Consider the following 22,734-nt stretch of genomic DNA (forward strand, 5'->3'; position numbering starts at 1 on the left):
GGGAAAACCATGTTTCTGGGGCTTGATCTGGGCACCTCTGGGCTGAAGGCCCTGCTGGTGGACGACGCCGAAAACATCATCGCGGAAAGCGTGGCACCCTTGCAGGTGTCGCGCCCCCACGATGGCTGGGTCGAACAGGACCCGCGCGATTGGTTCACCGCCTGCGCCGACGCGATTGCGGGGCTGGGGGTTGATCTGGCCGCCGTGCAGGGTATCGGGCTTAGCGGGCATATGCATGGCGCGACCCTGCTGGATGCCGCGGGCACGCCGCTGCGCCCCTGTATGCTGTGGAACGACACCCGCGCCGCGGCACAGGCCGCCGCGATGGATGCTGATCCCCTCTGGCGTGCGGTCACGGGCAACATTGTGTTCCCCGGTTTCACCGCGCCCAAAGTGGCATGGGTGCGCGACCATGAACCCGGTATTTTCGCGCGGATCGACAAGGTGCTGCTGCCCAAGGACGCGCTGCGCTTCTGGCTGACCGGCGACCCGGTGTCAGAGATGTCGGATTCCGCAGGCACAAGCTGGCTGGATACCGGCGCGCGCGACTGGTCCGACGCTTTGCTGGAACGATCTGGCCTGACGCGGGAACAGATGCCTTCGTTGGTCGAAGGATCGCAGGTGTCAGGGCACCTAAGCGGCTCTATCGCCGCGCAACTGGGCCTACCTGCGGGGATCCCCGTTGCGGGGGGCGGCGGCGATAATGCCGCCTCGGCCATCGGGATGGGTGTGGTGAAACCGGGTCAGGCGTTCGTCTCGCTTGGCACCTCGGGCGTGCTGTTTGCCGCGACGCCGGGCTATGCCGCTGCACCTGAAAGCGCGCTGCACAGCTTTTGTCACGCGCTGCCGGACCTGTGGCACCAGATGGGGGTGATCCTGTCGGCCACGGATTCGCTGAATTGGCTGGCCGGTGTTTTGAACGAGGACGCGCGGACGCTCACCTCTGATCTGGGCGCGCTACAGGCCCCCGGCCGCACGATCTTTATGCCCTATCTTGGGGGCGAACGGACGCCCCATAACGACGCCAATATCCGGGGCGGTTTCCTGCACCTTGCCCATAACACCGACCGCGCCGCCATGACCCGCGCGGTGCTGGAAGGGGTGACCCACGCCCTACGCGACAGTTTCGACGCGATGCGGCACACCGGCACCCACATCGACAGCCTGATCGCCGTCGGCGGCGGGTCTAAATCCGACTATTGGCTATCGGCCATCGCCACGTCGCTGAACATGCCGATCCAGCTGCCCGCCGCGGGTGACTTTGGCGGTGCTCTTGGGGCTGCGCGCTTGGGTCGTATGGCTGCCACCGGCACCGGGGCCGAGATCGCCGTGCCACCCCCCATTTCCCGCGTGATAGAGCCTGTTCCAGCTCTAGTCGACGCCTTTTCAGAGGCCCACGCCCGATATTCAGACACGTATAGCGCCGTAAAACATTTGCGCTAAGACAAGAAGGACCATCCCCATGACCAGCTTTTTCGACGGCATCCCGACGATCTCTTACGACCCGCAAGCGGACCATGATTTCGCCTATCGCAGCTATAACCCCGACGAGATGCTGATGGGCAAGACGATGGCAGAGCATCTGCGCTTTGCCGTTGCCTATTGGCACAGTTTCGCATGGGAAGGCGGCGACCCTTTTGGCGGTCAGACCTTCCTGCGCCCGTGGTTCGGCACCACGATGGACGCCGCGCGCGCCAAGGCTGACACCGCGTTTGATATGTTCAAGATCCTCGGTCAGCCGTATTTCTGCTTCCACGACGCCGATGTCCGTCCCGAGGGCGATACCTTTGCCGAAAGCACCGCGCGGCTGCACGAGATCACCGATTACTTTGGCGAAAAGATGGAGCAGACGGGCACCAAGCTGCTGTGGGGCACGGCCAACCTGTTTTCCAACCGCCGCTATATGTCGGGCGCTGCCACCAACCCCGACCCCGATATTTTTGCCTATGCCGCCGCGACGGTGAAGGAATGTATCGACGTCACCCACAAGCTGGGCGGCGAGAACTATGTGCTGTGGGGCGGACGCGAAGGCTATGAAACGCTGCTGAACACCGACCTGAAACGCGAACGCGAACAGGCGGGGCGTTTCTTGCAGATGTCCGTCGAATACGCCCGCAAGATCGGCTTCAAAGGCGCCATCCTGATCGAGCCTAAACCGCAGGAACCGACCAAGCACCAGTATGATTACGACGTGGCCACCGTCTATGGTTTCCTCAAGGATTACGAGCTTGAGAACGAGGTGAAGGTGAACATCGAACAGGGTCACGCCATTCTTGCCGGGCATTCGTTTGAACACGAATTGGCGATGGCCTCGGCGCTTGGGATTTTCGGGTCGATCGACATGAACCGCAACGATTACCAATCAGGCTGGGACACCGACCAATTCCCCAATTCCGTCCCCGAAGTCGCGCTGGCCTATTACGAAGTGCTGAAAGCGGGCGGTTTCACCACCGGCGGCACCAACTTTGACGCCAAACTGCGCCGCCAGTCGCTGGACGCCGAGGATCTGATTTTGGCCCATGTCGGTGCGATGGATGTCTGTGCCAAGGGCCTGAAAGCCGCCGCCGCGATGCTGGAGGATGGCAAGCTCGAAGCGGCGCGGGACGCGCGCTATGCCGGTTGGGGCTCTGAACGCGGCCAAGGCTTGCTGAGCAGCGATCTGGAGACGATCAACGCGCAGGTCAAAGCCGATGCGCTGAACCCGCAGCCCGCCTCGGGCCGTCAGGAAGCGCTGGAAAATCTGGTTAACCGCTATCTTTAAGCTGTTACATGGCGCTGTTAGGGGTCTAGGCTGACCGATAAGGGGGCCCAAGATGTTCAAACGCTACGCCATTTACTATACGCCGCCGCCGGGGGATTTCGCCCGGCGGGGCGCGGCTTGGTTGGGCTGGGATGTGCAGGCCGGCGAAGCTGTTGCACATCCCGATATCGCGGGGCTTGATGTTGCCAAGTTGACCCAAAGACCACGCAAATACGGGCTACACGGGACGGTCAAGGCGCCGTTCTTTCTGGCGGATGCGACCAGCGCGGCACAGCTGACCGATGGCCTCGCCGCCTTTTGCAAAGGGCAAGCGCCAGTGCAGTTGGACGGGCTGGCCCTGTCGCAGATCGGGCGGTTTCTGGCGCTGGTGCCGCAGGGCGACACGACCGCGCTTGGCAGTCTTGCGGCCTCGGCCAATGTGGTGCTGGACGCCTTCCGCGCGCCGCTGTCAGAGGCGGAGTTCACGCGCAAGAACGCCCCCTACCTGACCGATCAGCAGCGGATTTACCTCAAAACCTACGGATACCCCCATATTATGGAGTATTTCCGCTTTCACATCACCCTCACCGGGCCGCTTGCGCCCGATCAGATCGACCCCGTAAAGACGGCTCTGCACCGCTATTTAGGGTCGGATACCCCTGCCCCTTTCACCATCGATAGTCTGACGCTTTGTGGCGAGGATACGCAGGGACGTTTTCACGAGGTCGAACGCTTCGCGCTTGGCAGCTGACCCACGAAAAACGCCGCCCTGCATCCCTGCAAGGCGGCGTTTTGTCAGACGGTACGCACCGGCTTAGTAGCGGTAGTGTTCCGGCTTGAACGGGCCTTCGGGTGTGACGCCGATGTAAGCGGCTTGTTCGCTGCTCAGCTGGGTCAGTTTCACGCCGATACGATCAAGGTGCAAACGGGCGACTTTTTCGTCCAGATGCTTGGGCAGGATATAGACCTTGTTCTCGTATTTGCCGGTGTTTTCCCACAGTTCGATCTGCGCCAGCACCTGGTTGGTGAAGGACGCGGACATGACGAAGGAAGGGTGACCGGTGGCGTTGCCAAGGTTCAGCAGACGGCCTTCGGACAGCAGGATCAGACGGTTGCCCGAAGGCATCTCGATCATGTCGACCTGTTCCTTGATGTTGGTCCACTTGTGGTTCTTCAGCGCGGCAACCTGGATTTCATTGTCAAAGTGGCCGATGTTGCCAACAATCGCCATATCCTTCATCTCGCGCATATGCTCGATGCGGATCACGTCCTTGTTGCCGGTGGTGGTGATGAAGATGTCGGCGGTGTCCAGCACGTCTTCCAGCAGGACAACCTCGAACCCGTCCATCGCCGCTTGCAGCGCGCAGATCGGGTCGGCTTCGGTCACTTTCACGCGGGCACCGGCACCGGCCAGCGACGCGGCAGAGCCTTTGCCAACGTCGCCATAGCCACAGACGACAGCGACCTTACCGGCCATCATCACGTCTGTCGCGCGGCGGATACCGTCGACCAGCGATTCACGGCAGCCGTATTTATTGTCGAACTTGGACTTGGTGACGCTGTCGTTGACGTTGATCGCGGGGAAGGGCAGCTGGCCTTGCTTCACCAGATCATACAGACGGTGAACGCCTGTGGTGGTTTCCTCGGACACGCCCTTGATCTGGTCACGCATCTTGGTGAACCAACCGGGGGATTGCTCCATCCGCTTTTTGATCTGCGCCTTGATCGCGACTTCTTCTTCCGACGTTGGCACGGGGATCACGTCTTCGCCAGCTTCGGCACGGGCGCCCATCAGGATGTACAGCGTCGCATCGCCGCCATCATCAAGGATCAGGTTCGGGCCGTCGGGGAACTGGAAGGATTTATCCAGGTAATCCCAATGCTCTTCCAGCGATTGCCCCTTGATCGCGAAAACAGGCGTACCGCCTTCGGCAATCGCCGCCGCCGCGTGATCCTGGGTCGAGAAGATGTTGCACGACGCCCAACGGACATCGGCCCCCAATGCGACAAGCGTTTCGATCAGCACGGCGGTCTGGATCGTCATGTGCAGCGAGCCGACGATGCGCGAACCGGACAGCGGTTTGCTGTCGCCATATTCCGAGCGCAAGGCCATCAGGCCGGGCATTTCGGTTTCTGCGATATCAAGTTCCTTGCGGCCATAGGCGGCAAGGCTAATGTCTTTAACGATGTAATCGTTGGCCATCGGGGCATCCCTTTTCAAAAGATCGGCTATGTATCGTATATTTGAAAAGGGCCGTAGCACTTTGATGCGGTGATCTCAACGGTGGCGGTCAAGCGTCACACGAAACGGTTACTCTGCCGAGGCGACGATCATCTCGTCCGTGGTCATCCCCGCCATCCAGTTTGCGCCCTGCGCGGTGACGCAGGCCATTCCGTTCGACAGGGTTTTTACAGCAGACCATGTGCCCGTGTCATCCGAGGCCCAGATTTGGACCGCGCCGTCGTCCTGGCCTTCAACCGGTGTTTCGCCGTACCAATCCACCAACGACGCCTTCAGCTCTTGCGCGGGCATGCAGACATCGCTTGCCATTGCGGGTGCGGCCACGTTCCCGAGGCCAAGTGCGAGTGTGAGAGCAGAAATAACAGGTTTCATGATCGTCTCCTTCGTGGGAAGAACACGGCGAAACCCGCAAATGTTCCACGTGTCAAAGGCAGAGCAATAGAATGGCGCAGCAATCCCGTGCATGGCAACGTATGTTATCCGGCCGCAGGCTTGACCTGCTGGACCCGACACCGGTCGATATAGAGATCGAGGATATCGCCCACGGGCTGGCCTTTGTCGCGCGGTGGAACGGGCAAACGCGGGGGGATTTTGCCTATTCCGTGGCCGAACATTCGCTGCTGGTCGAAACGATTTATGGCCGGATGAACCCCAAGGCCCCGCCAAAGTGGCGGTTGGCTGCGCTTCTGCATGATGCGCCGGAATATGTGATCGGCGATATGATCTCTCCGGTGAAGGCGGCGGTCGGGCCGGAATATGGCGCGCTGGATGACCGGCTGATGTCCGCGATCCATATCCGCTTTGGCCTGCCTGCGGCACTGCCGAAATCGGTCAAGCAGCAGATCAAGCGCGCCGATAAGGTCAGCGCCTGGATGGAGGCGACGCAGATCGCCGGTTTCTCGGAAGCAGAGGCGTCCAAGTTCTTTGGCCGGCCCAACCCCGATCTGATGGAGGGGCTGTCGATTGTGCTGCGCCCGCCGGTGGACACGCGCAATGACTTCACCGCGCGGCATCTGGATTTGCTGGGCGCGCTGTGATGGTCAAGGTCCGCCCGCCAATCGCGCTGGATGCCGGCAATATGGCGCAGCTGCTGAACGAGATCATCACCATCGGGGGCACCACCGCGATGACCCGCCCTGTCACCGGCAAGGATCTGACCCAATGGATGGCCAGCAACGCCGATCAAAGCGCGTGGCATGTGGCGCTGGATGATCAGGAGAACGTCGTGGGGTTCCAGTGGATCAGCCCGCACCCCGATCTGCCGCCCGAGGCCTGCGACATCGCGAGCTTTGTGCAGGTTGGTCGTACCGGTCTGGGCATCGGATCAGCGCTGTTTGATGCCACCGCGCAGGCAGCGGCACGGCTGGGGTATGTCTGGATCAACGCCACAATCCGCGCCGACAACCACGGCGGGCTGACCTATTACCAAAGCCGTGGATTTCGCGACTGGCATTATGATGAAGGGGTCTCGCTTGCCTCGGGTCAGGTCGTGGACAAGATCAGCAAACGCTACGACGTCTAGCGCGTTACTGCGGGGACCGTTTTGCCAGGATGCGCTGCAAGGTCCGGCGGTGCATGTTCAGCCGCCGCGCCGTTTCGGACACGTTTCTGTCGCAAAGCTCGTAGACACGCTGGATATGTTCCCACCGCACACGATCCGCGCTCATGGGGTTTTCCGGTGGCGGCGGCATGTCATCGCCCGTGGCCAGCAGCGCGTTCACGATGTCATTGGCATCAGCGGGTTTTGACAGGTAGTCCGTCGCACCAATCTTGACCGCGGCGACGGCGGTGGCGATGGCACCGTAGCCGGTCAGCACCACAACCCGCGCATCGGGGCGTTTGTCGCGCAGCACCTCGACCACATCCAGCCCGTTGCCGTCCTGCAACCGCAGATCGACCACCGCATAGGCCGCGGGCCGCGCGGTGGCGATCGCCACACCAGCGGCGACGGAACCGGCGGTTTCTACGTCAAAGCCGCGCTTCTCCATCGCCTTGGCAAGACGGCGCAGAAACGGTTCGTCATCATCCACCAGAAGGAGGGACCGATCCTCGCCGAGATCAAGCGCATTTTCCTGAACCATATCATGCTCCGCTGGTTGAATGTTGTACCGGGACTTTATCCAGATATGTGGCGGTGGCCTAGCTTGGTCAAACTTTTACTGATGTTCCACAAAGCAGGCGACCTTGTCGGCCAGCTGCTCTGGCGGGACATCGCGGCGGAAGAAATCGACGAAACCTTCGCCCGGCATCACCAGATAGCTAAAGGTCGAATGGTCCACGAGGTAGTCATCGCCTTCATCCTCATGCGCCTTGTAATAGGTGCGGTAGGCATCGCTTGCCGCTTTGACCTGTGCGGGCGATCCGGTCAGACCGATCATCTTGGGGTGCATGTTGGCGGCGAAATCTCCAACAACTTCAGGGGTATCGCGGGCAGGATCGACAGAAATGAACACCGGCGTCACAGACATACCACGCGCCTCCAGCTCATCCACAGCGCGGGCGTTGCGGTCCACGTCCAGCGGGCAGACGTCCGGGCAGAAGGTATAGCCAAAGTAAACGAGGCTGGGCTCGGTGATCACATCCGCGTCCGTCACGGTCTGGCCTTGGGCGTTCACCAGTTCGAACGGCCCGCCCAATTCCGCGCCACCGGCCACGGCAGAGTTCTTGCACTGCGCGTATTTGTCGCTGTCGCCATCGGTCCGGTATACCAGCATCAGGGACACCGCCAGAAACGCCAGCACGACCAACACCGCGCCAATTGCCAACACTCTTCTCATATTCATTCTCCTGCGCGGTTAGGCGCTCTTGATCCCGGTCGGACACAGACCTACGCTTTCCCTTTATCAACGCAAACGACATTTTGAAAAGGTGCGCCGATGACGCAGGCCGCTAACATTCCCGTGGGTAGAGGCCTGGGCAAGGGCGCGCGTGCCAACTGGATCCGCCTGCGCACAATGATCGTGCTGCGGTGGGTGGCGATTGCGGGGCAACTGACGGCGATCACCGTCGCGCAACGCATCTTTGGCCTGCAGCTGGAACTGGGGCTGTGCTATTTCGCGATTGGCGTGTCGGTGATCGGTAATCTGATCGCCATTCTGGTGTTTCCCGAAAACAAGCGTCTGTCTGAGTATGAAAACCTGCTGATGGTGCTGTTCGATCTGGTACAGCTGGCCTTTCTGCTGTTCCTGACGGGCGGGCTGCATAATCCGTTTTCGCTGCTGTTGCTGGGGCCGGTGACCATCTCTGCCACGGCGCTGAGCCTGCGGTCGACCATCGTGCTTTGTGGCACAGCCATTGGGCTGGCGACGGGGCTGGCGCTGTTTCACCTGCCGTTGATCACACAAGATGGGGGCGTGCTTGAGCTGCCGGGCATCTTTATCTTCGGCATCTGGATCGCGCTGGTGATCGCGATTGTGTTCTCTACCGCCTATTCCCGCCGCGTCACCACCGAGATCCATTCGATGGCCGACGCCTTGGCCGCCACCCAGATGGCGTTGGCGCGCGAACAGAAGCTGACCGACCTTGGCGGCGTGGTGGCCGCTGCCGCCCATGAACTGGGCACGCCCCTTGCCACGATCAAACTGGCCAGCAGCGAGCTGTGGAATGAACTGCAAGACCAGCCCGATCTGGCCGAAGATGCCGCGTTGATCCGCGATCAGGCCGACCGGTGCCGCGATATTCTGCGCGACATGGGGCGGGCGGGCAAAGACGATCTGCATCTGCGCCAAGCCCCCTTGATGACGGTGCTTGAAGAAGCCGCCGAACCGCACCGGATGCGCGGCAAGACGTTTACCTTTACCCTCGGACCAGATGCCGGAGACGCCGCCGACCAGCCCGCGATCCTGCGCCGACCCGAGATCATCCACGGGCTGCGCAACCTGATGCAAAACGCGGTGGATTTCGCCGCCACAACAGTCTGGGTAGAGGCGAACTGGTCTGACACGGTGATCTCGGTCCGGATATTTGACGATGGTACGGGCTTTCCTCCGCATATCCTTGGCCGCATCGGTGACCCTTTCATGCGGCGGCGCCCTTCGGACCGCAGCAACGCGCGGCGCCCCGAATACGAAGGCATGGGGCTGGGGCTGTTCATCGCCAAGACCTTGCTTGAACGTTCGGGTGCGGAGCTTCGTTTTGCCAACGGGCCGGACAGCGCCCCCAAGACGGACACCCCCGTCGGTGCGGTGGTCAAGGTCACATGGCCCCGCGAAAAGCTGGATGCGCATCACGGCGAAACGCCCCTGCCCACCGGAGAGAACACGCGCTTCACCTGATCCCTGCGGCAGCGGCGTGGGGGGCACCAAAGACGATCTCGGCGATTTTCCGCGGTAGGTCACACGGCCATTCACGCGGCGGTTAATAAACTGTTAACTATTTGGGCGCTTAACTGAGTGGAACCCTAAAGAATTGAGTCCCGCCGTGGCTTCCACCTTCGACATTGCGCTCGTGATTTTTGCCATTCTTTCGAGTGGCTATATCGCCTATCTCTGGCTCGACAACGCAGAGACCGCCGACAAGGCCGATCCGCGGGGGGAGCCCGAGCTGTCCTATCTTTTTGACCACGGGGTGTTGCAGCACGCCTCTGGCACGACAGCGCAGTTTTGCCCGCTAGAGGCGGGGTTTCACGAATGGTCCGACTTGCATCACAACGTGTCAGGTCGCTTTGCGATGTTCCCCGACAAACCCCCTTCGACGCCTGAAGGCCAGTTAATCGTCCCGGCCACCGACCCCAAGATTCACACGCTGATCCGCATCACCTGGGAAAAGCACCTGTGCCGCGTGGTGGTGCTGGACCCCAATGATATGGGCGTCGATCTGCGGTCAGAGGCGGAGGTCACGCTGACGCGGCTACGCTCTACCGTGTCGGTGCCGCTTTGGCATACGGACCATGCGAACCGGCTGCTTTGGTACAACGATGCCTATCACGAGTTATTTAACGCCTGTCACCCCGGTCAGGCGATTGAAACCCAGCGGCTGTTTCCCAGCGATTTCAGCAACGCGACCCACCGTCTGTCCTTGCGCGACCGGACCACGGGGGTGAAAGACTGGTACGCGGTCACCCACAGCCAATCGCGTAGCATCAACTGCTATCAGGCGACCTGCATCACCACATTGGTCCGCGCCGAAGAGGCGCAGCGCAATTTCGTGCAAACCTTGACCAAGACCTTTGCGCAGCTGTCCATCGGGCTCGCGATATTTGACCGCAAAAGCCAGCTGGTGCTTTTTAACCCGGCGTTAATCGACCTGACCGGATTGGGAGCGCAATTCCTGAGCGCGCGCCCCGCGATCCAGACCTTCTTCGACAAGCTGCGCGAGGCGCGCAAAATCCCCGAGCCCAAGGATTATGCCACCTGGCGCACCACCGTGTCCGAGCTGATCAGCGCCGCCCATGATGGCCGCTATGAAGAGATATGGTCGCTTGAGTCAGGGCAGACTTTTCGGGTCAAGGGTCGGCCGCACCCCGACGGGGCCACCGCCTTTCTGATAGAGGATATCAGCGCCCAGGTCAGCCTGACCCGCACCTTCAGGGCAGAGCTGGAACAGGGGCAGGCGATGCTTGATACGCTGGACGATGCCATCGTCGTCTTTTCGTCGTCGGGTATCCTGACCTTCTCTAACACCGCGTATAATGACCTTTGGGGTGTCGATCCCGACATGACCTTTGCCGATATCTCTATCCACGACGCCATTCAGGGCTGGCACCGCCGGTCCGCCCCCAATCTGCTGTGGCAAGAGATAGAGGATTTCGTGACCAACCGCGAAGATCGCATGAAGTGGAGCATGCCGCTGTATCTTGCCAATGGTACAGAGCTGACCTGCCTGTTTTCCCCCATCGTGGACGGGGCCACGCTGATCCGGTTTCACCAGCCGAAAAAGCCGGTGGCAGAGATTGAAAACCCCGAAGCCGAGAAACCGCCACAAGACGCCTGACGCCCCGCTTTCGCCTTGCGGCGCACCACCGCGCCCAAGTAACCTTGGCGCATGGCATCACACGCACTTGATCTTACGCTGCATGACGCAGACCAAACCGCCCGATTGGCCGTGACCCTTGGGCGCGCGCTCACTGCGGGCGACGTTGTTTTACTGACCGGCGACGTTGGCGCGGGCAAGACGCATTTCGCGCGGGCGCTGATCCAGTCGCTGCTGGCGGTGCCCGAAGACGTGCCCTCGCCCACCTTCACGCTGGTGCAGACCTATGACGCCCCCGCCGCCGCGATCTGGCATGCGGATCTGTATCGTCTGACCTCTGTCTACGAGATCGAAGAGCTGGGGCTGACCGATGCGTTCAGCGATGCCATCTGCCTTGTGGAATGGCCCGACAGGCTGGGCGATCTGCGCCCCGAAGATGCGCTTGATCTGACGTTGACGGTCACCGGCGACGACACACGCCGGCTCTCTGCCACGTGGAACGACGATAAATGGCCCGAAAAGCTGGGGGCATGGCGCAAATGAACGACCGTATGACCGCTATGGACCGCTTTCTTGCCGATGCGGGGTGGGCACAGGCGCGGCGCGATCTGCTGGCCGGGGACGCATCGAACCGCCGCTATGACCGTCTGATCCTTGATGATGGCCGCACCGCCGTGCTGATGGACGCCCCCGCCGACAAGGGCGAAGACGTGCGCCCCTTTGTCCGCATCGCCGATTGGCTGCGCGCCCAAGGGGCCAGCGCGCCCGAGATCTACGCGCAAGACGCAGGCAACGGCTTTCTGCTGATCGAGGATCTGGGCGATGACCTGTTTGCGCGGCTGATGATCCAATCGCCCGCGATGACGCGGCAGCTTTATACCGCCGCGACGGACTGTCTGCTGGACCTGCACAAGGCCCCGCCCCCCGATCTGCCGCTCTGCGATGCCGATTGGCTGACAGAGGCGGCGCAGATGGTGTTTGATTGGTACGCCCCCGACAGCGGCGCCGCGGCGGAGTTTAACGCCCTCTTCACCCCGCTGGCCCGCGCGCTGGACAATAGCCCCCGTGTGATCATCCTGCGCGATTACCACGCTGAAAATCTGTTGTGGCGGCCCGAGCGGACGGGCTCTGCCCGCGTGGGGCTGCTGGATTTCCAAGACGCGCTGCAGGGCCACCCCGCCTATGATCTGGTTTCGATCCTGCAAGATGCGCGGCGCGATGTGATCCCGCAGATCGAGACGGCGATGATCGCCCATTACATCCGGCAAAGCGGACAGGATGATGCCGCCTTCCGCAGCGCCTATGCCTTGCTTGGCCTGCAACGCAACCTGCGGATCTTGGGTATCTTTGCACGGCTGTGCCTGCGCGACGGCAAGGCGCACTACGTCGATTTCATCCCCCGCGTTTGGGGCTATGTGCAGCGTAACCTTGATGATCCGGCGCTTGCGCCCTTGGCCGATGTACTGCGTCCCGCCCTCCCCGCGCCGACCCCCGATTTTCTGAAGGATTTGAAAGCCAGATGCGCCACGCCCCAGATGCCGTGATGATGTTTGCCGCCGGCTTCGGCACGCGGATGCAACATCTGACCAAAGACCAGCCCAAGCCGATGATCCCTGTCGCGGGCAAGCCGTTGATCGACCACGCGCTTGATCTGGCGCGCGGTGTCGCGCCGCGGCGGATCGTCGTGAACCTGCACTATAAGCCCGACCCGCTGCTGGATCATCTGGCGGGGCGCGACGTGCAGACGATTGTGGAACAGCCCGATATTCTGGAAACCGGTGGCGGGCTGCGCAATGCGTTGCCGCTTTTGGGCGACGGGCCCGTGTTTACCATGAACACCGATGCGATCTGGGCGGGCCCCAACCCGCTGTCCTTGCTGGCGGACGCATGGGACCCCGACAGGATGGATGCGCTGCTGATGGGCGTGCCGGTGACGCAGGCCGTGGGGCATGGGGGCGACGGAGACTTTACAATGGGCACCGACGGCGCGTTGAAACGCGGGCCGGGGGTTGTCTATGGCGGGGTGCAGATCATCAAAACCGACCTGTTAGAGACGATTTCAGAGCGTGCATTCTCGCTCAACCTCTTGTGGGACGTGATGCTGGACCGCGGGCGGATGTATGGGCTGTCCTATCCCGGCGGCTGGTGCGATGTCGGCCACCCCGGCGGGATCACCCTTGCCGAAGACATGCTGGACGCCGCCGATGTTTGAACCGCAGGACGCACCGCGCGTTTTCGGGTTGGCCCCCGGCGTCGACTTTCCCAAGGAACTGGTGCGGGGTTTGCTTTCGCGGCTGGAAGGGCAACCCGCCCATGCCATCGGGCGGATCGATCTGGTGGTGAACACCCGCCGGATGCAGCGGCGTTTGCGCGATATTTTTGACGCGGGCCCGCCCAGCCTGCTGCCGCGCATCCATCTGATCGACAACCTTGATACCCTTGGCAGCGGCGTTGACCTGCCGCGCCCCGGTCCGGCTCTACGCCGCCGGTTAGAGTTGATTACACTGGTGTCAAAGCTGCTGGATCAAGCGCCTGAACTGGCCCCGCGCGCGTCGCTTTATGACCTGTCGGACAGTCTGGCGCAGTTGATCGACGAAATGCAGGGCGAAGGCGTGCCGGTCGAGGCCGTGACCGAGCTGGATGTCAGCGACCAATCGGGCCATTGGGAACGCGCGAAACAGTTCCTCGCCATCGCGCATCAGTATCTGGGGGAAAGCGTCACCCGCCCCGATCCGCGTGCGCGGCAACGTCAGGTCGCACAGCGCCTGATCGCAGAGTGGGAGCAGAACCCGCCCCGGCATCCGGTGATCGTCGCGGGCTCTACCGGATCACGGGGCACCTCTGCCCTGCTGATGGAGGCGGTGGCAAAGCTGCCGCAAGGCGCGCTTGTGCTTCCGGGTTTCTGTTTCGACATGCCGCAAGCGGTCTGGACCGATCTGGGCGAGGATCAGGAAAAGATCTCTCAGGATCATCCGCAATACCGGTTCCGCGACCTGCTGCGCCAGCTCGAGATGTCGCGCAGCAAGATCGATGCCTGGACCGACACGCCGCCGCCCTCTGCCGCGCGCAATGCGTTGGTGTCGCTGTCCCTGCGCCCTGCCCCTGTGACCCACGTCTGGCTGACCGAAGGGCCGAAACTGCCCGATCTGCATCAGGCCACCGAAGGGTTAACCCTGATACAGGCCCCCACCCCACGTGCCGAAGCGCTTGCGATTGCGCTGCGCCTGCGCCAAGCAGTCGAGGACGGTAAAACCGCCGCGCTGATCACCCCGGACCGGATGCTGTCGCGTCAGGTGACCTCGGCGCTGGACCGGTGGAACATCCTGCCCGACGACAGCGCGGGCCTGCCGCTGCATCTGTCGCCTCCGGGTCGGTTCTTGCGTCACGTGGGCGATCTGTTCCTGCGCAAGCTGGATTCCGAAGCCTTGCTAACCCTGCTGAAACACCCGCTAACCCACAGCGGCGGGGATCGCAATTTTCACCAGCTCAACACCCAACGGCTGGAACTGCAACTGCGCCGCGACGGGCTGCCCTATCCGGATGCGGAAGGTGTGTTGAAACTGGCGCGCAAGACGGTATCGCGGTCGAAAGACCCCGCGCAAATGGATGTTTGGGCCGATTGGGTCGGCACCCATCTGACCGATTGCGAACTCACCGGCGACCGGCCGCTAGAGGAATGGGTCGCCCTGCATATGGCGCTGGCCGATGCCATCGCCGACGGTGCCACGCCAAGCCAGCCCAACGGGTTGTGGCAGCACCACGCGGGCGAAGAGGCGGCGAAGGTGATGAACGACCTTGCCGAAAACGCGCCCTATGGGGGCGAGATGTCGGCAGCGGATTATACCGATCTGGTGGGTGCCCTGCTGCAACAGGGCGAAATCCGCGACCGCGACGCGCCGCATCCCAACGTCATGATCTGGGGCACGCTCGAGGCCCGCGTGCAAGGCGCCGATCTGGTGATCCTTGGCGGGCTGAACGACAGCACTTGGCCCGAAGCTCCGCCGCCCGACCCTTGGCTGAACCGCCAGATGCGCCTGAAAGCCGGTTTGCTGCTGCCCGAACGGCGGATCGGCCTGTCGGCCCATGACTATCAACAATCCATTGCCGCGCCCGAGGTCTGTTTGACCCGCGCAATCCGCTCGGACGAGGCGGAAACCGTGCCTTCGCGCTGGCTCAACCGCTTGGGCAACCTGCTGAACGGTTTGCCCGCGCAGGGCGGTGATGCGGCGTGGACGGCGATGATCAAACGCGGCGACCACTGGCTGGATCAGGCCCGCGCGCTGGAAACCGTGACCCGTGTGCCCCCCGCGCCGCGCCCGTCGCCGCGCCCGCCCCGTGCCGCACGCCCCCACGCGCTGTCGGTAACAGAGATCAAGCGCCTGATCCGCGACCCCTATGCGATCTATGCCAAACACAGCCTGAAACTGCGTGCGCTGAACCCGCTGGTGCAATCGCCAGACGCGCCTGTGCGCGGCATCATCGTGCACGAGATCATGGAACGCTTCATCAAATCGGTGACAGCGGAGCCTGCGCTTTTGACGAAAAGCCATTTGTTAGAGACGGCCCGCACCGTGTTAGAGGCCGAAGCCCCCTGGCCCGCCGCGCGCGTCATGTGGCTGACCAAGATCGAACGGATTGCCGATTGGTTCATCGAAAACGAGCTGCATCGACAAAGCTATTCCACCCCCGCCGCTTTTGAAAAAGCCGCCAAGGGCAGTCACGCGTTCCCCGATCTGGGCTTTACCCTTATGGGATTTGCCGACCGGATCGACCGGACGGAAGATGGCGATATTCTGATCTATGACTACAAGACCGGCACGCCGCCCAGTGTGGCCGAGCAGAAAGCATTTGATAAGCAGTTGCTGCTTGAAGCCGCGATGGTCGAGGAAGGCGGTTTCAAGGAAATCGGCCCCGCCCCCGTTGCCCAAGCCGCCTATATCGGGCTTGGCAGCAAACCGGTGGAACGCCCAGCGCCGCTTGAGGATGAACCCCCGCACGAGGTGCTGGCCAAGTTGCACGCGCTGATCACCAGCTACCTGTCGGATGAACAAGGCTTTACCGCGCGCCGGATGGTTAAAACCACGGATTTTGCGGGCGATTATGACCAGTTGGCCCGGTTTGGCGAATGGGATGCCACAACCGAACCCACGCCGGAGGATCTGACATGACCGCCCCCTTTGACGACGCCACCCGCGCGCAGATCGACGCGGCGCGGCCCGATGCCTCTACGTGGTTGGGGGCGAATGCGGGGTCGGGTAAGACCCGCGTGCTGACCGACCGCGTGGCGCGGCTGTTGCTGAACGGGGTCGAACCGCAGCATATCCTGTGTCTGACCTACACCAAGGCCGCCGCGTCAGAGATGCAGAACCGGCTGTTCAAGCGGCTCGGTGCCTGGGCCATGCTGACCGACGCCGATCTGCGTCATTCACTGTCGGAGCTGGGGGTCGAGGATGGCTTTACCCCCGAAAAGCTGCGCATGGCCCGCACCCTGTTTGCCCGCGCCATCGAAACCCCCGGCGGGCTGAAAATCCAGACGATCCATTCGTTCTGTGCGTCTCTATTACGGCGCTTTCCACTAGAAGCAGGGGTGAGCCCGCAGTTCACCGAGATCGAAGACCGCGCCGCCGATCTGCTGCGGGCCGAGATCGTGGACACCATGGCCGAGGGGCAGGATGCCGCGCTGATCACCACGCTGGCGCGGATGTACACGGGCGAGGATTTCAGCAAGCTTACCCGCAGTATCGTCGGGCAGCGCGAAGGCTTTGCCACTGTGCTGTCATGGGAAGATGTGCTGGCGCTGTTCGATCAGCCCGCCGACCTGACCGAGGAGAAGATCACAACTTCGGTGTTTCTGGGATCAGAGGCGATGATCCTTGAACAGATGATCCCGCCGATGCGGGCCAAGGGCGGGCTGGACGGCAAAGCGGCGGAAAAGCTGGCGACGATCCAGACAATGAATATCTCTGCCCTGCCCGTTCTGGAAGACGTGATGCTGACCGGTGCGGGTGCCAAGGAACCCTTTACCGCCAAGGTCGGCACCCTGCCCACGAAACCGACGCAAAAGCTGCTGTTTGATTTGATGCCGCAGGTCGATGACTTGATGCGGCGGGTCGAAGATGCCCGTGACGCGCGGCTGGCGCTGCGGGCGGCGCAGAAGACCCATGTGCTGCATCAATTCGCACATCGTTTCCTTGAAATCTACGCCCACGAGAAACAGAAACGCGGCTGGCTCGACTTTGATGATCTGATCCTCAAGGCGCGGGCGCTGCTGACCAACCCTGCGGTCGCGGCTTGGGTGCTTTATCGGATCGACGGTGGCATTGATCATATTCTGGTGGACGAAGCGCAGGATACCAGCCCGCGCCAATGGGATGTGATCGAACGGCTGGCCGATGAATTCTACAGCGGCGACGGTGCCCGAGAAGAGGAAGACCGCACGCTGTTCGTTGTGGGCGATAAAAAACAGTCGATCTATTCCTTTCAGGGGGCCGACCCGCGCGAGTTTGATCACAAACAGGATCTGTTCGAACAGAAAATCACCCAAGCGGGTCAGATCTTTCAACGGCGCAGCCTTGAATATTCGTTCCGATCATCCTCGGCGATCCTGCACCTGGTGGATACAACGCTCGCCCCGCATACGGATGCAGGGTTTCAGGCGGATGCGGCGCATAAGGCGTTCAAATCCGCCCTGCCCGGCCGTGTTGATCTTTGGCCTGTGGTTGAGAAAACCGATGAACCTGATGACCGTGAATGGTCCGATCCTGTCGATCAGAAGTCGGCGCATCACCATACGGTCGTTCTGGCCGATCAGGTCGCGTCGCAGATCAAGGAGCTGATCGAGGGCGAACATTATCTTCCCGTCGATACCGATACCCCCGGCACCTTTGCGCGGCGGCGTATTCGGGCGGGTGACTTTTTGATCCTTGTGCAGCGGCGCAGTGATCTGTTCTCGGAAATCATCCGCGCGTGCAAAACCGCCGGTGTGCCGATTGCGGGCGCGGACCGGCTCAAGGTCGGGGCCGAACTGGCGGTCAAGGATCTGGCGGCGCTGCTGAGCTTTCTTGCCACGCCCGAAGACAGCCTGTCGCTGGCAACGGCGCTGAAATCGCCTCTGTTCGGGTGGACAGAGCAGATGTTGTTCACCCTGTCCCACTACCGCAAGGAAGATCACCTGTGGCAGGCGTTGCGCAGCAGCGATGCCTACCCCGAAACCGTTGCGATCCTCCGAGATTTGCGGGCGCAGGTCGATTTCCTGCGGCCCTATGACCTGATCGAACGTATCCTGACCCGCCATGACGGGCGCCGTAAGCTGCTGGCGCGGCTGGGGTCAGAGGCAGAGGACGGGATCAACGCCATGCTCTCGCAGGCGCTATCGTATGAACGCGGCGCAATCCCCAGCCTCACGGGGTTTCTGGTGTGGATGCAGACCGACGACCTTGAGATCAAGCGCCAGATCGACAATGCCTCGGATCAGGTGCGGGTGATGACCGTGCACGGGGCAAAGGGGCTAGAGGCACCGATTGTGATCCTGCCGGACACGGGCAAACGCCCTTTGGTGATCCGCGATGAGATCATCAAGATCGGTGACACGCCTGTGTGGAAACTGTCCGAAGGGGATATGCCCGCTGCCATGCGCGGCGCGCTGGACGACCGCAAGGCGCGCGAGATGGCCGAACGGCTGCGGCTGCTCTATGTGGCGATGACGCGGGCCGAGAAATGGCTGATCGTGGCCGCGGCGGGAGAGCTGCCCAAGGATGGCAACAGCTGGTATCAGATGGTCGGCGCCGCGATGGGTCAGGCCGGTGCCAAGCCGGTTGGCAGCTCGGGCGGGATGCGGTTTGAACATGGCGACTGGGATGCGCTGCCAGTGATCGACACCGCCCCCAAAACCCATACGACGCCAGTGTTAGAGCCTGCTTTTAACACGCCCCTTACCGATATTCCGCTACGCGCCAAAACGCTGGCCCCCTCTGATCTGGGCGGTGCCAAGGCCCTGCCCGGCGATGATGGCCAATCGGAAGATGCGGCGAAATCCTACGGCAATCTGGTGCATAAGATGCTGGAAACCCTGCCCATGATGCACAGCGACCGCTGGAACGGTGTGCTGCACACGCTGGCGCAGGGGTATGACGAAACCGTCGCCCAAGCCGCCTTGAGAGAGGCGATCGCCGTCTTGGATACGCCCGAATTGGCGCATGTCTTTGGCAAGGACGCCTTGGCAGAGGTACCGATCACCGCGCCCTTGGGCACCGAACGGCTGCACGGGACAATCGACCGGCTGCTGGTGTCGGATACGGATGTATTGCTGGTGGATTACAAAACCAACCGCGTGGTACCGGACACGCCTGATCGCTGCCCCGAAGGGCTGTTGCGCCAGATGGGGGCCTATGCCGCCGCGCTGGCGCAGGTGTTTCCCGATCACCGCATCCGCACCGCTATTTTATGGACCCGTACCGCCACGCTGATGGAACTGCCCGACGCGCTGATCACAAACGCCCTATCGCGGGTGCGCGATCTTGACGGGACGCATGGGGCTACATAGGTTCCCACTCTAACCAACCCCGTGCAGGAGCAGCAACATGGCAACCGTCGCAGTCACAGACGCAACATTCGACGCAGAAGTTAAGAATTCCGATATCCCCGTTGTGGTGGATTTCTGGGCTGAGTGGTGCGGCCCCTGTAAGCAGATCGGCCCCGCGCTCGAGGAACTTTCCTCCGAGATGGACGGCAAGGTAAAGATCGTCAAAGTCAACGTTGACGAAAACCCCAACAGCCCCGCCCAGATGGGTGTCCGTGGCATCCCTGCCCTGTTCATCTTCAAGAATGGCGAAGTCGTATCGAACCTGGCGGGCGCCCGCCCCAAGGCCGCGCTGCAAGGCTGGATCGAAGAGTCGATCTAAGCTGCCGCACCCGCAGCAAGCACATTCAATGGCGCGTCAGGCAAAGGCTTGGCGCGCTATTTTTTTGATCCGCTCGAACCGCATGACATTGGCGATAGATCCATGTTCTTGAATCCGGTTCCAGTCGGTCAGGATCTGCACCCGCGTCAGGAAGTGCACCGTGGGATCATCGGGCGGCACCAGCGTGTATCCTTCAAAGAACGCGTCCCAGGCGGCGGGGGGAACGCTATGGCCTTTGGGCAAGGCATCAAGGTCGCCGACCATCTGGGTATAGCTTTGCAGCAGTCGCGCGATGTCATAGCCCACGGGCGACGGTGTGGTCGCTGAAAAATCGAACGCTGCCGTCTCGTCGGGCGCCATCACCAGATTATACCCGTTCAAATCGCCATGTTTCGCTGCGATCTGGCCCGCGTGCCCTTGGGCCTGCGGCGCGTAGTCCGCGATACGGCCCACATAGGCCGCAAATCGTTGCTTGCCGTTGATCCGACGTGCACCGCTTTCAACACGCGCCACCAGACGGTGCAGGTGATTGACCATGAACCGCGGCTGAAACGGATGGGTGCCCTGCAAAGTGGCCCCGTGAAACGCCGCCAGCCAGCCGCCCGCCCGTCGCAGCAAGGGGGCGTGATCCTCTCTCTGGCGGCACAGGTCCAGAAACGTGTCGCCCTTGGCAAAGCGCATCAGATAGGCCTGCTGGCCCGGGTCCGCCGCGAGGATTTGTGGCACGCTATAGCCGGGCACGCCGTCGAGCGCGTCACAGGCAGCCTGATGGGCCGCAAGCATCGCGGTGAACCTGTCGGTATCCCACGGACGGGCCACGTGTTTGAGCACGACAGAGGCGCCGTCACGCCCGTCATAGCGCTGCACGATCTGGCGCTGATTGCTGTCATCCTTGATCCACTCGGCCCCGCAGGTACAGGTTTCGGGCGCAATCCCCGCCTTGGCCGCCAATCGCTCAAATATCTGAAACCCTTTGGTTTTCAGGTCGTCTACCGGTGGCATTCAAATCCTTTCGGGACAATAGCCTTGCGAAACAGCGGCGGGGTTTTCATATAGGTTTGAACTATGGAGGCTACATGTCAAAGCAAGAATTCCCCGGCTGGCACGGGACCACCATCATCGGTGTGAAGAAAGACGGCGAAGTCGTGATCGCGGGCGACGGTCAGGTCAGCCTTGGCCAAACCGTGATCAAAGGAACCGCACGCAAGGTGCGCCGGCTCAGCCCCGGCGGGTTTGACGTTGTGGCGGGCTTTGCCGGATCGACTGCCGATGCTTTCACGCTGCTGGAACGGCTTGAAGCCAAGCTTGAAGCCACGCCCGGGCAACTGGCGCGCGCCAGTGTCGAGCTTGCCAAAGACTGGCGCACCGACAAATACCTGCAAAAGCTCGAAGCGATGCTGATCGTGTCAGACGGGCGCGAGCTGCTGGTGATCACCGGCGCGGGCGACGTGCTGGAGCCTGAACATTCTGTCGCGGCCATCGGGTCGGGCGGGAATTACGCGCTGGCCGCGGCGCGCGGCATGATGGACAGCGACCGCGACGCTGAAACCATCGCGCGGGATGCGATGAAGATCGCGTCGGACATCTGCGTTTATACCAATGGTAACCTCACGGTGGAGAAAATCACACAATGACCGATCTGACCCCCCGCGAAATCGTCTCTGAACTTGACCGTTTTATCATCGGCCAGAACGACGCCAAACGCGCCGTTGCCGTGGCGCTGCGCAACCGCTGGCGCCGCAAGCAATTGGGCGATGATCTGCGCGACGAAGTCTACCCCAAGAACATCCTGATGATCGGGCCCACCGGCGTGGGCAAGACCGAGATCAGCCGCCGCTTGGCAAAACTGGCGCGGGCCCCTTTCCTCAAGGTCGAGGCGACGAAATTCACCGAAGTCGGCTATGTCGGCCGCGATGTGGAACAGATCATCCGTGATCTGGTAGACAGCGCCATCGTCATGACCCGCGAATACATGCGCGAGGACGTGAAGGTCAGCGCGCATAAGGCCGCCGAAGAACGCGTCGTTGACGCGATTGCGGGCAAAGACGCCCGCGAAGGCACCCGCGATATGTTCCGCAAGAAGCTGAAAGCGGGCGAGCTGGACGATACGATGATCGAGCTTGAAGTCGCTGATACCTCTAGCCCGTTTCCGGCTATGGATATCCCCGGACAACCCGGCGGCGGTATGGGGATGATGAACCTTGGCGATCTGTTTGGCAAAGCCATGGGCGGTCGGACGGTCAAGAAACGTCTGTCTGTCGCCGAAAGCTACGAGGTGCTGATCAGCGAAGAGGCCGACAAGCTGCTGGATGACGAAACCGTCAACCGCGCCGCGATCGAGGCGGTAGAGCAGAACGGCATCGTCTTTCTGGACGAGATCGACAAGGTGTGCGCCCGCTCTGACGCGCGTGGCGGCGATGTCAGCCGTGAAGGCGTGCAGCGTGACCTGCTGCCCCTGATCGAAGGCACCACCGTATCTACCAAACACGGGCCGGTGAAGACGGATCACATCCTGTTTATCGCCTCGGGCGCCTTCCATATTGCCAAGCCGTCCGACCTGTTGCCCGAATTGCAGGGCCGCTTGCCCATCCGCGTCGAGCTGCGCGCGCTGACGGAGGATGATTTCGTTCGCATCCTGACCGAGACCGACAATGCGCTGACGCTGCAATATACGGCGTTGATGGGCACCGAAGAGGTCGAGGTCACATTCACCGACGAAGGTATCAAGGCGCTGGCCAAGATCGCCGCCGACGTGAACCAGTCGATCGAGAATATCGGCGCGCGGCGGCTTTACACCGTGATGGAGCGTGTCTTTGAAGAGCTGTCGTTCAGCGCGCCGGATCGCACCGGCGAAAAGATCACTGTCGACGGCGATTTCGTCGAACAGAATCTCGGCGAACTGACACGATCCACCGATCTGTCACGCTACGTTCTTTAGGGCT

Annotated in this window: 20 protein-coding genes; 15 read left to right on the top strand and 5 right to left on the bottom strand. The window is 61.8% G+C overall.

The window, feature by feature from the left end; all coding sequences use genetic code 11:
* Window positions 1-9: 9 nt before the first annotated feature.
* Genes xylB through ACTRWK_RS05675 form a run of 3 tightly spaced genes read left to right on the top strand, consistent with a single transcriptional unit; the run spans window position 10 to window position 3,491 of the window.
* Window positions 10-1,443, top strand: a complete 1,434-nt coding sequence (xylB, locus tag ACTRWK_RS05665) for a xylulokinase (RefSeq protein ID WP_289084194.1) — start codon at window positions 10-12, stop codon at window positions 1,441-1,443.
* Between the two features lie 19 nt (window positions 1,444-1,462).
* Window positions 1,463-2,761, top strand: coding sequence for a xylose isomerase (gene xylA / locus ACTRWK_RS05670; protein ID WP_462843818.1), 1,299 nt, complete (start codon window positions 1,463-1,465; stop codon window positions 2,759-2,761).
* A 52-nt stretch (window positions 2,762-2,813) separates the two neighbouring features.
* Window positions 2,814-3,491 (top strand): DUF1045 domain-containing protein, encoded by a 678-nt coding sequence (locus ACTRWK_RS05675; protein ID WP_289081913.1) that lies wholly within the window; start codon window positions 2,814-2,816, stop codon window positions 3,489-3,491.
* A 63-nt stretch (window positions 3,492-3,554) separates the two neighbouring features.
* On the opposite strand, the gene ahcY is transcribed toward ACTRWK_RS05675, so the two are convergent.
* On the bottom strand, window positions 3,555-4,943 hold the full coding sequence (gene ahcY / locus ACTRWK_RS05680; protein ID WP_289081914.1) for an adenosylhomocysteinase: 1,389 nt from the start codon (window positions 4,941-4,943) through the stop codon (window positions 3,555-3,557).
* Window positions 4,944-5,051: 108 nt separating this feature from the next.
* On the bottom strand, window positions 5,052-5,354 hold the full coding sequence (locus ACTRWK_RS05685) for an S-adenosyl-L-homocysteine hydrolase (RefSeq protein WP_289081915.1): 303 nt from the start codon (window positions 5,352-5,354) through the stop codon (window positions 5,052-5,054).
* A gap of 71 nt (window positions 5,355-5,425) precedes the next feature.
* Here ACTRWK_RS05685 and ACTRWK_RS05690 point away from each other — a divergent pair, with 71 nt between their 5' ends.
* Window positions 5,426-6,019, top strand: a complete 594-nt coding sequence (locus ACTRWK_RS05690) for an HD domain-containing protein (RefSeq protein ID WP_037965663.1) — start codon at window positions 5,426-5,428, stop codon at window positions 6,017-6,019.
* A complete protein-coding gene (locus tag ACTRWK_RS05695) occupies window positions 6,019-6,504 on the top strand; it encodes a GNAT family N-acetyltransferase (protein ID WP_037965665.1) in 486 nt (161 codons plus the stop codon). Before ACTRWK_RS05690 ends, ACTRWK_RS05695 begins: the two co-directional genes overlap by 1 nt.
* A gap of 4 nt (window positions 6,505-6,508) precedes the next feature.
* Here ACTRWK_RS05695 and ACTRWK_RS05700 read toward each other — a convergent pair whose 3' ends face one another.
* Entirely contained in the window at window positions 6,509-7,063 is a 555-nt protein-coding gene (locus tag ACTRWK_RS05700; protein ID WP_037942457.1) for an ActR/PrrA/RegA family redox response regulator transcription factor, read from the bottom strand.
* Window positions 7,064-7,138: 75 nt separating this feature from the next.
* Complete coding sequence (locus tag ACTRWK_RS05705) at window positions 7,139-7,759, bottom strand: SCO family protein (RefSeq protein ID WP_174226592.1); 621 nt, start codon at window positions 7,757-7,759, stop codon at window positions 7,139-7,141.
* A 99-nt stretch (window positions 7,760-7,858) separates the two neighbouring features.
* Here ACTRWK_RS05705 and regB point away from each other — a divergent pair, with 99 nt between their 5' ends.
* The 8 genes from regB (at window position 7,859) to trxA (ending at window position 19,792) form a co-directional block, all read left to right on the top strand.
* Window positions 7,859-9,256 carry a sensor histidine kinase RegB gene (gene regB / locus ACTRWK_RS05710; RefSeq protein WP_243250930.1) on the top strand — a complete coding sequence of 466 codons (1,398 nt, stop codon included), beginning with the start codon at window positions 7,859-7,861 and terminating at the stop codon, window positions 9,254-9,256.
* A 145-nt stretch (window positions 9,257-9,401) separates the two neighbouring features.
* Entirely contained in the window at window positions 9,402-10,913 is a 1,512-nt protein-coding gene (locus tag ACTRWK_RS05715; RefSeq protein ID WP_180828492.1) for a PAS-domain containing protein, read from the top strand.
* A gap of 51 nt (window positions 10,914-10,964) precedes the next feature.
* On the top strand, window positions 10,965-11,435 hold the full coding sequence (gene tsaE, locus ACTRWK_RS05720; protein ID WP_005850727.1) for a tRNA (adenosine(37)-N6)-threonylcarbamoyltransferase complex ATPase subunit type 1 TsaE: 471 nt from the start codon (window positions 10,965-10,967) through the stop codon (window positions 11,433-11,435).
* Entirely contained in the window at window positions 11,423-12,436 is a 1,014-nt protein-coding gene (locus ACTRWK_RS05725; RefSeq protein ID WP_289081916.1) for an aminoglycoside phosphotransferase family protein, read from the top strand. The genes tsaE and ACTRWK_RS05725 overlap by 13 nt, the downstream gene beginning before the upstream one ends.
* Entirely contained in the window at window positions 12,412-13,104 is a 693-nt protein-coding gene (locus ACTRWK_RS05730) for a nucleotidyltransferase family protein (RefSeq protein ID WP_037942451.1), read from the top strand. The genes ACTRWK_RS05725 and ACTRWK_RS05730 overlap by 25 nt, the downstream gene beginning before the upstream one ends.
* Complete coding sequence (addB, locus tag ACTRWK_RS05735) at window positions 13,097-16,060, top strand: double-strand break repair protein AddB (protein ID WP_037942449.1); 2,964 nt, start codon at window positions 13,097-13,099, stop codon at window positions 16,058-16,060. Before ACTRWK_RS05730 ends, addB begins: the two co-directional genes overlap by 8 nt.
* Entirely contained in the window at window positions 16,057-19,434 is a 3,378-nt protein-coding gene (gene addA, locus ACTRWK_RS05740) for a double-strand break repair helicase AddA (protein WP_289081918.1), read from the top strand. The genes addB and addA overlap by 4 nt, the downstream gene beginning before the upstream one ends.
* Window positions 19,435-19,471: 37 nt before the next feature.
* Complete coding sequence (gene trxA / locus ACTRWK_RS05745; protein ID WP_005850739.1) at window positions 19,472-19,792, top strand: thioredoxin; 321 nt, start codon at window positions 19,472-19,474, stop codon at window positions 19,790-19,792.
* A 36-nt stretch (window positions 19,793-19,828) separates the two neighbouring features.
* On the opposite strand, the gene ACTRWK_RS05750 is transcribed toward trxA, so the two are convergent.
* Window positions 19,829-20,794, bottom strand: coding sequence for a phosphotransferase family protein (locus ACTRWK_RS05750; RefSeq protein ID WP_289081919.1), 966 nt, complete (start codon window positions 20,792-20,794; stop codon window positions 19,829-19,831).
* Window positions 20,795-20,868: 74 nt separating this feature from the next.
* On the opposite strand from ACTRWK_RS05750, the gene hslV reads away from it, so the two are divergent.
* On the top strand, window positions 20,869-21,426 hold the full coding sequence (gene hslV, locus ACTRWK_RS05755; RefSeq protein WP_278376258.1) for an ATP-dependent protease subunit HslV: 558 nt from the start codon (window positions 20,869-20,871) through the stop codon (window positions 21,424-21,426).
* On the top strand, window positions 21,423-22,730 hold the full coding sequence (hslU, locus tag ACTRWK_RS05760; RefSeq protein WP_037942445.1) for an ATP-dependent protease ATPase subunit HslU: 1,308 nt from the start codon (window positions 21,423-21,425) through the stop codon (window positions 22,728-22,730). Before hslV ends, hslU begins: the two co-directional genes overlap by 4 nt.
* Window positions 22,731-22,734 lie beyond the last annotated feature (4 nt).

Source organism: Sulfitobacter sp. G5_S2_6_S6 (assembly GCF_054968505.1).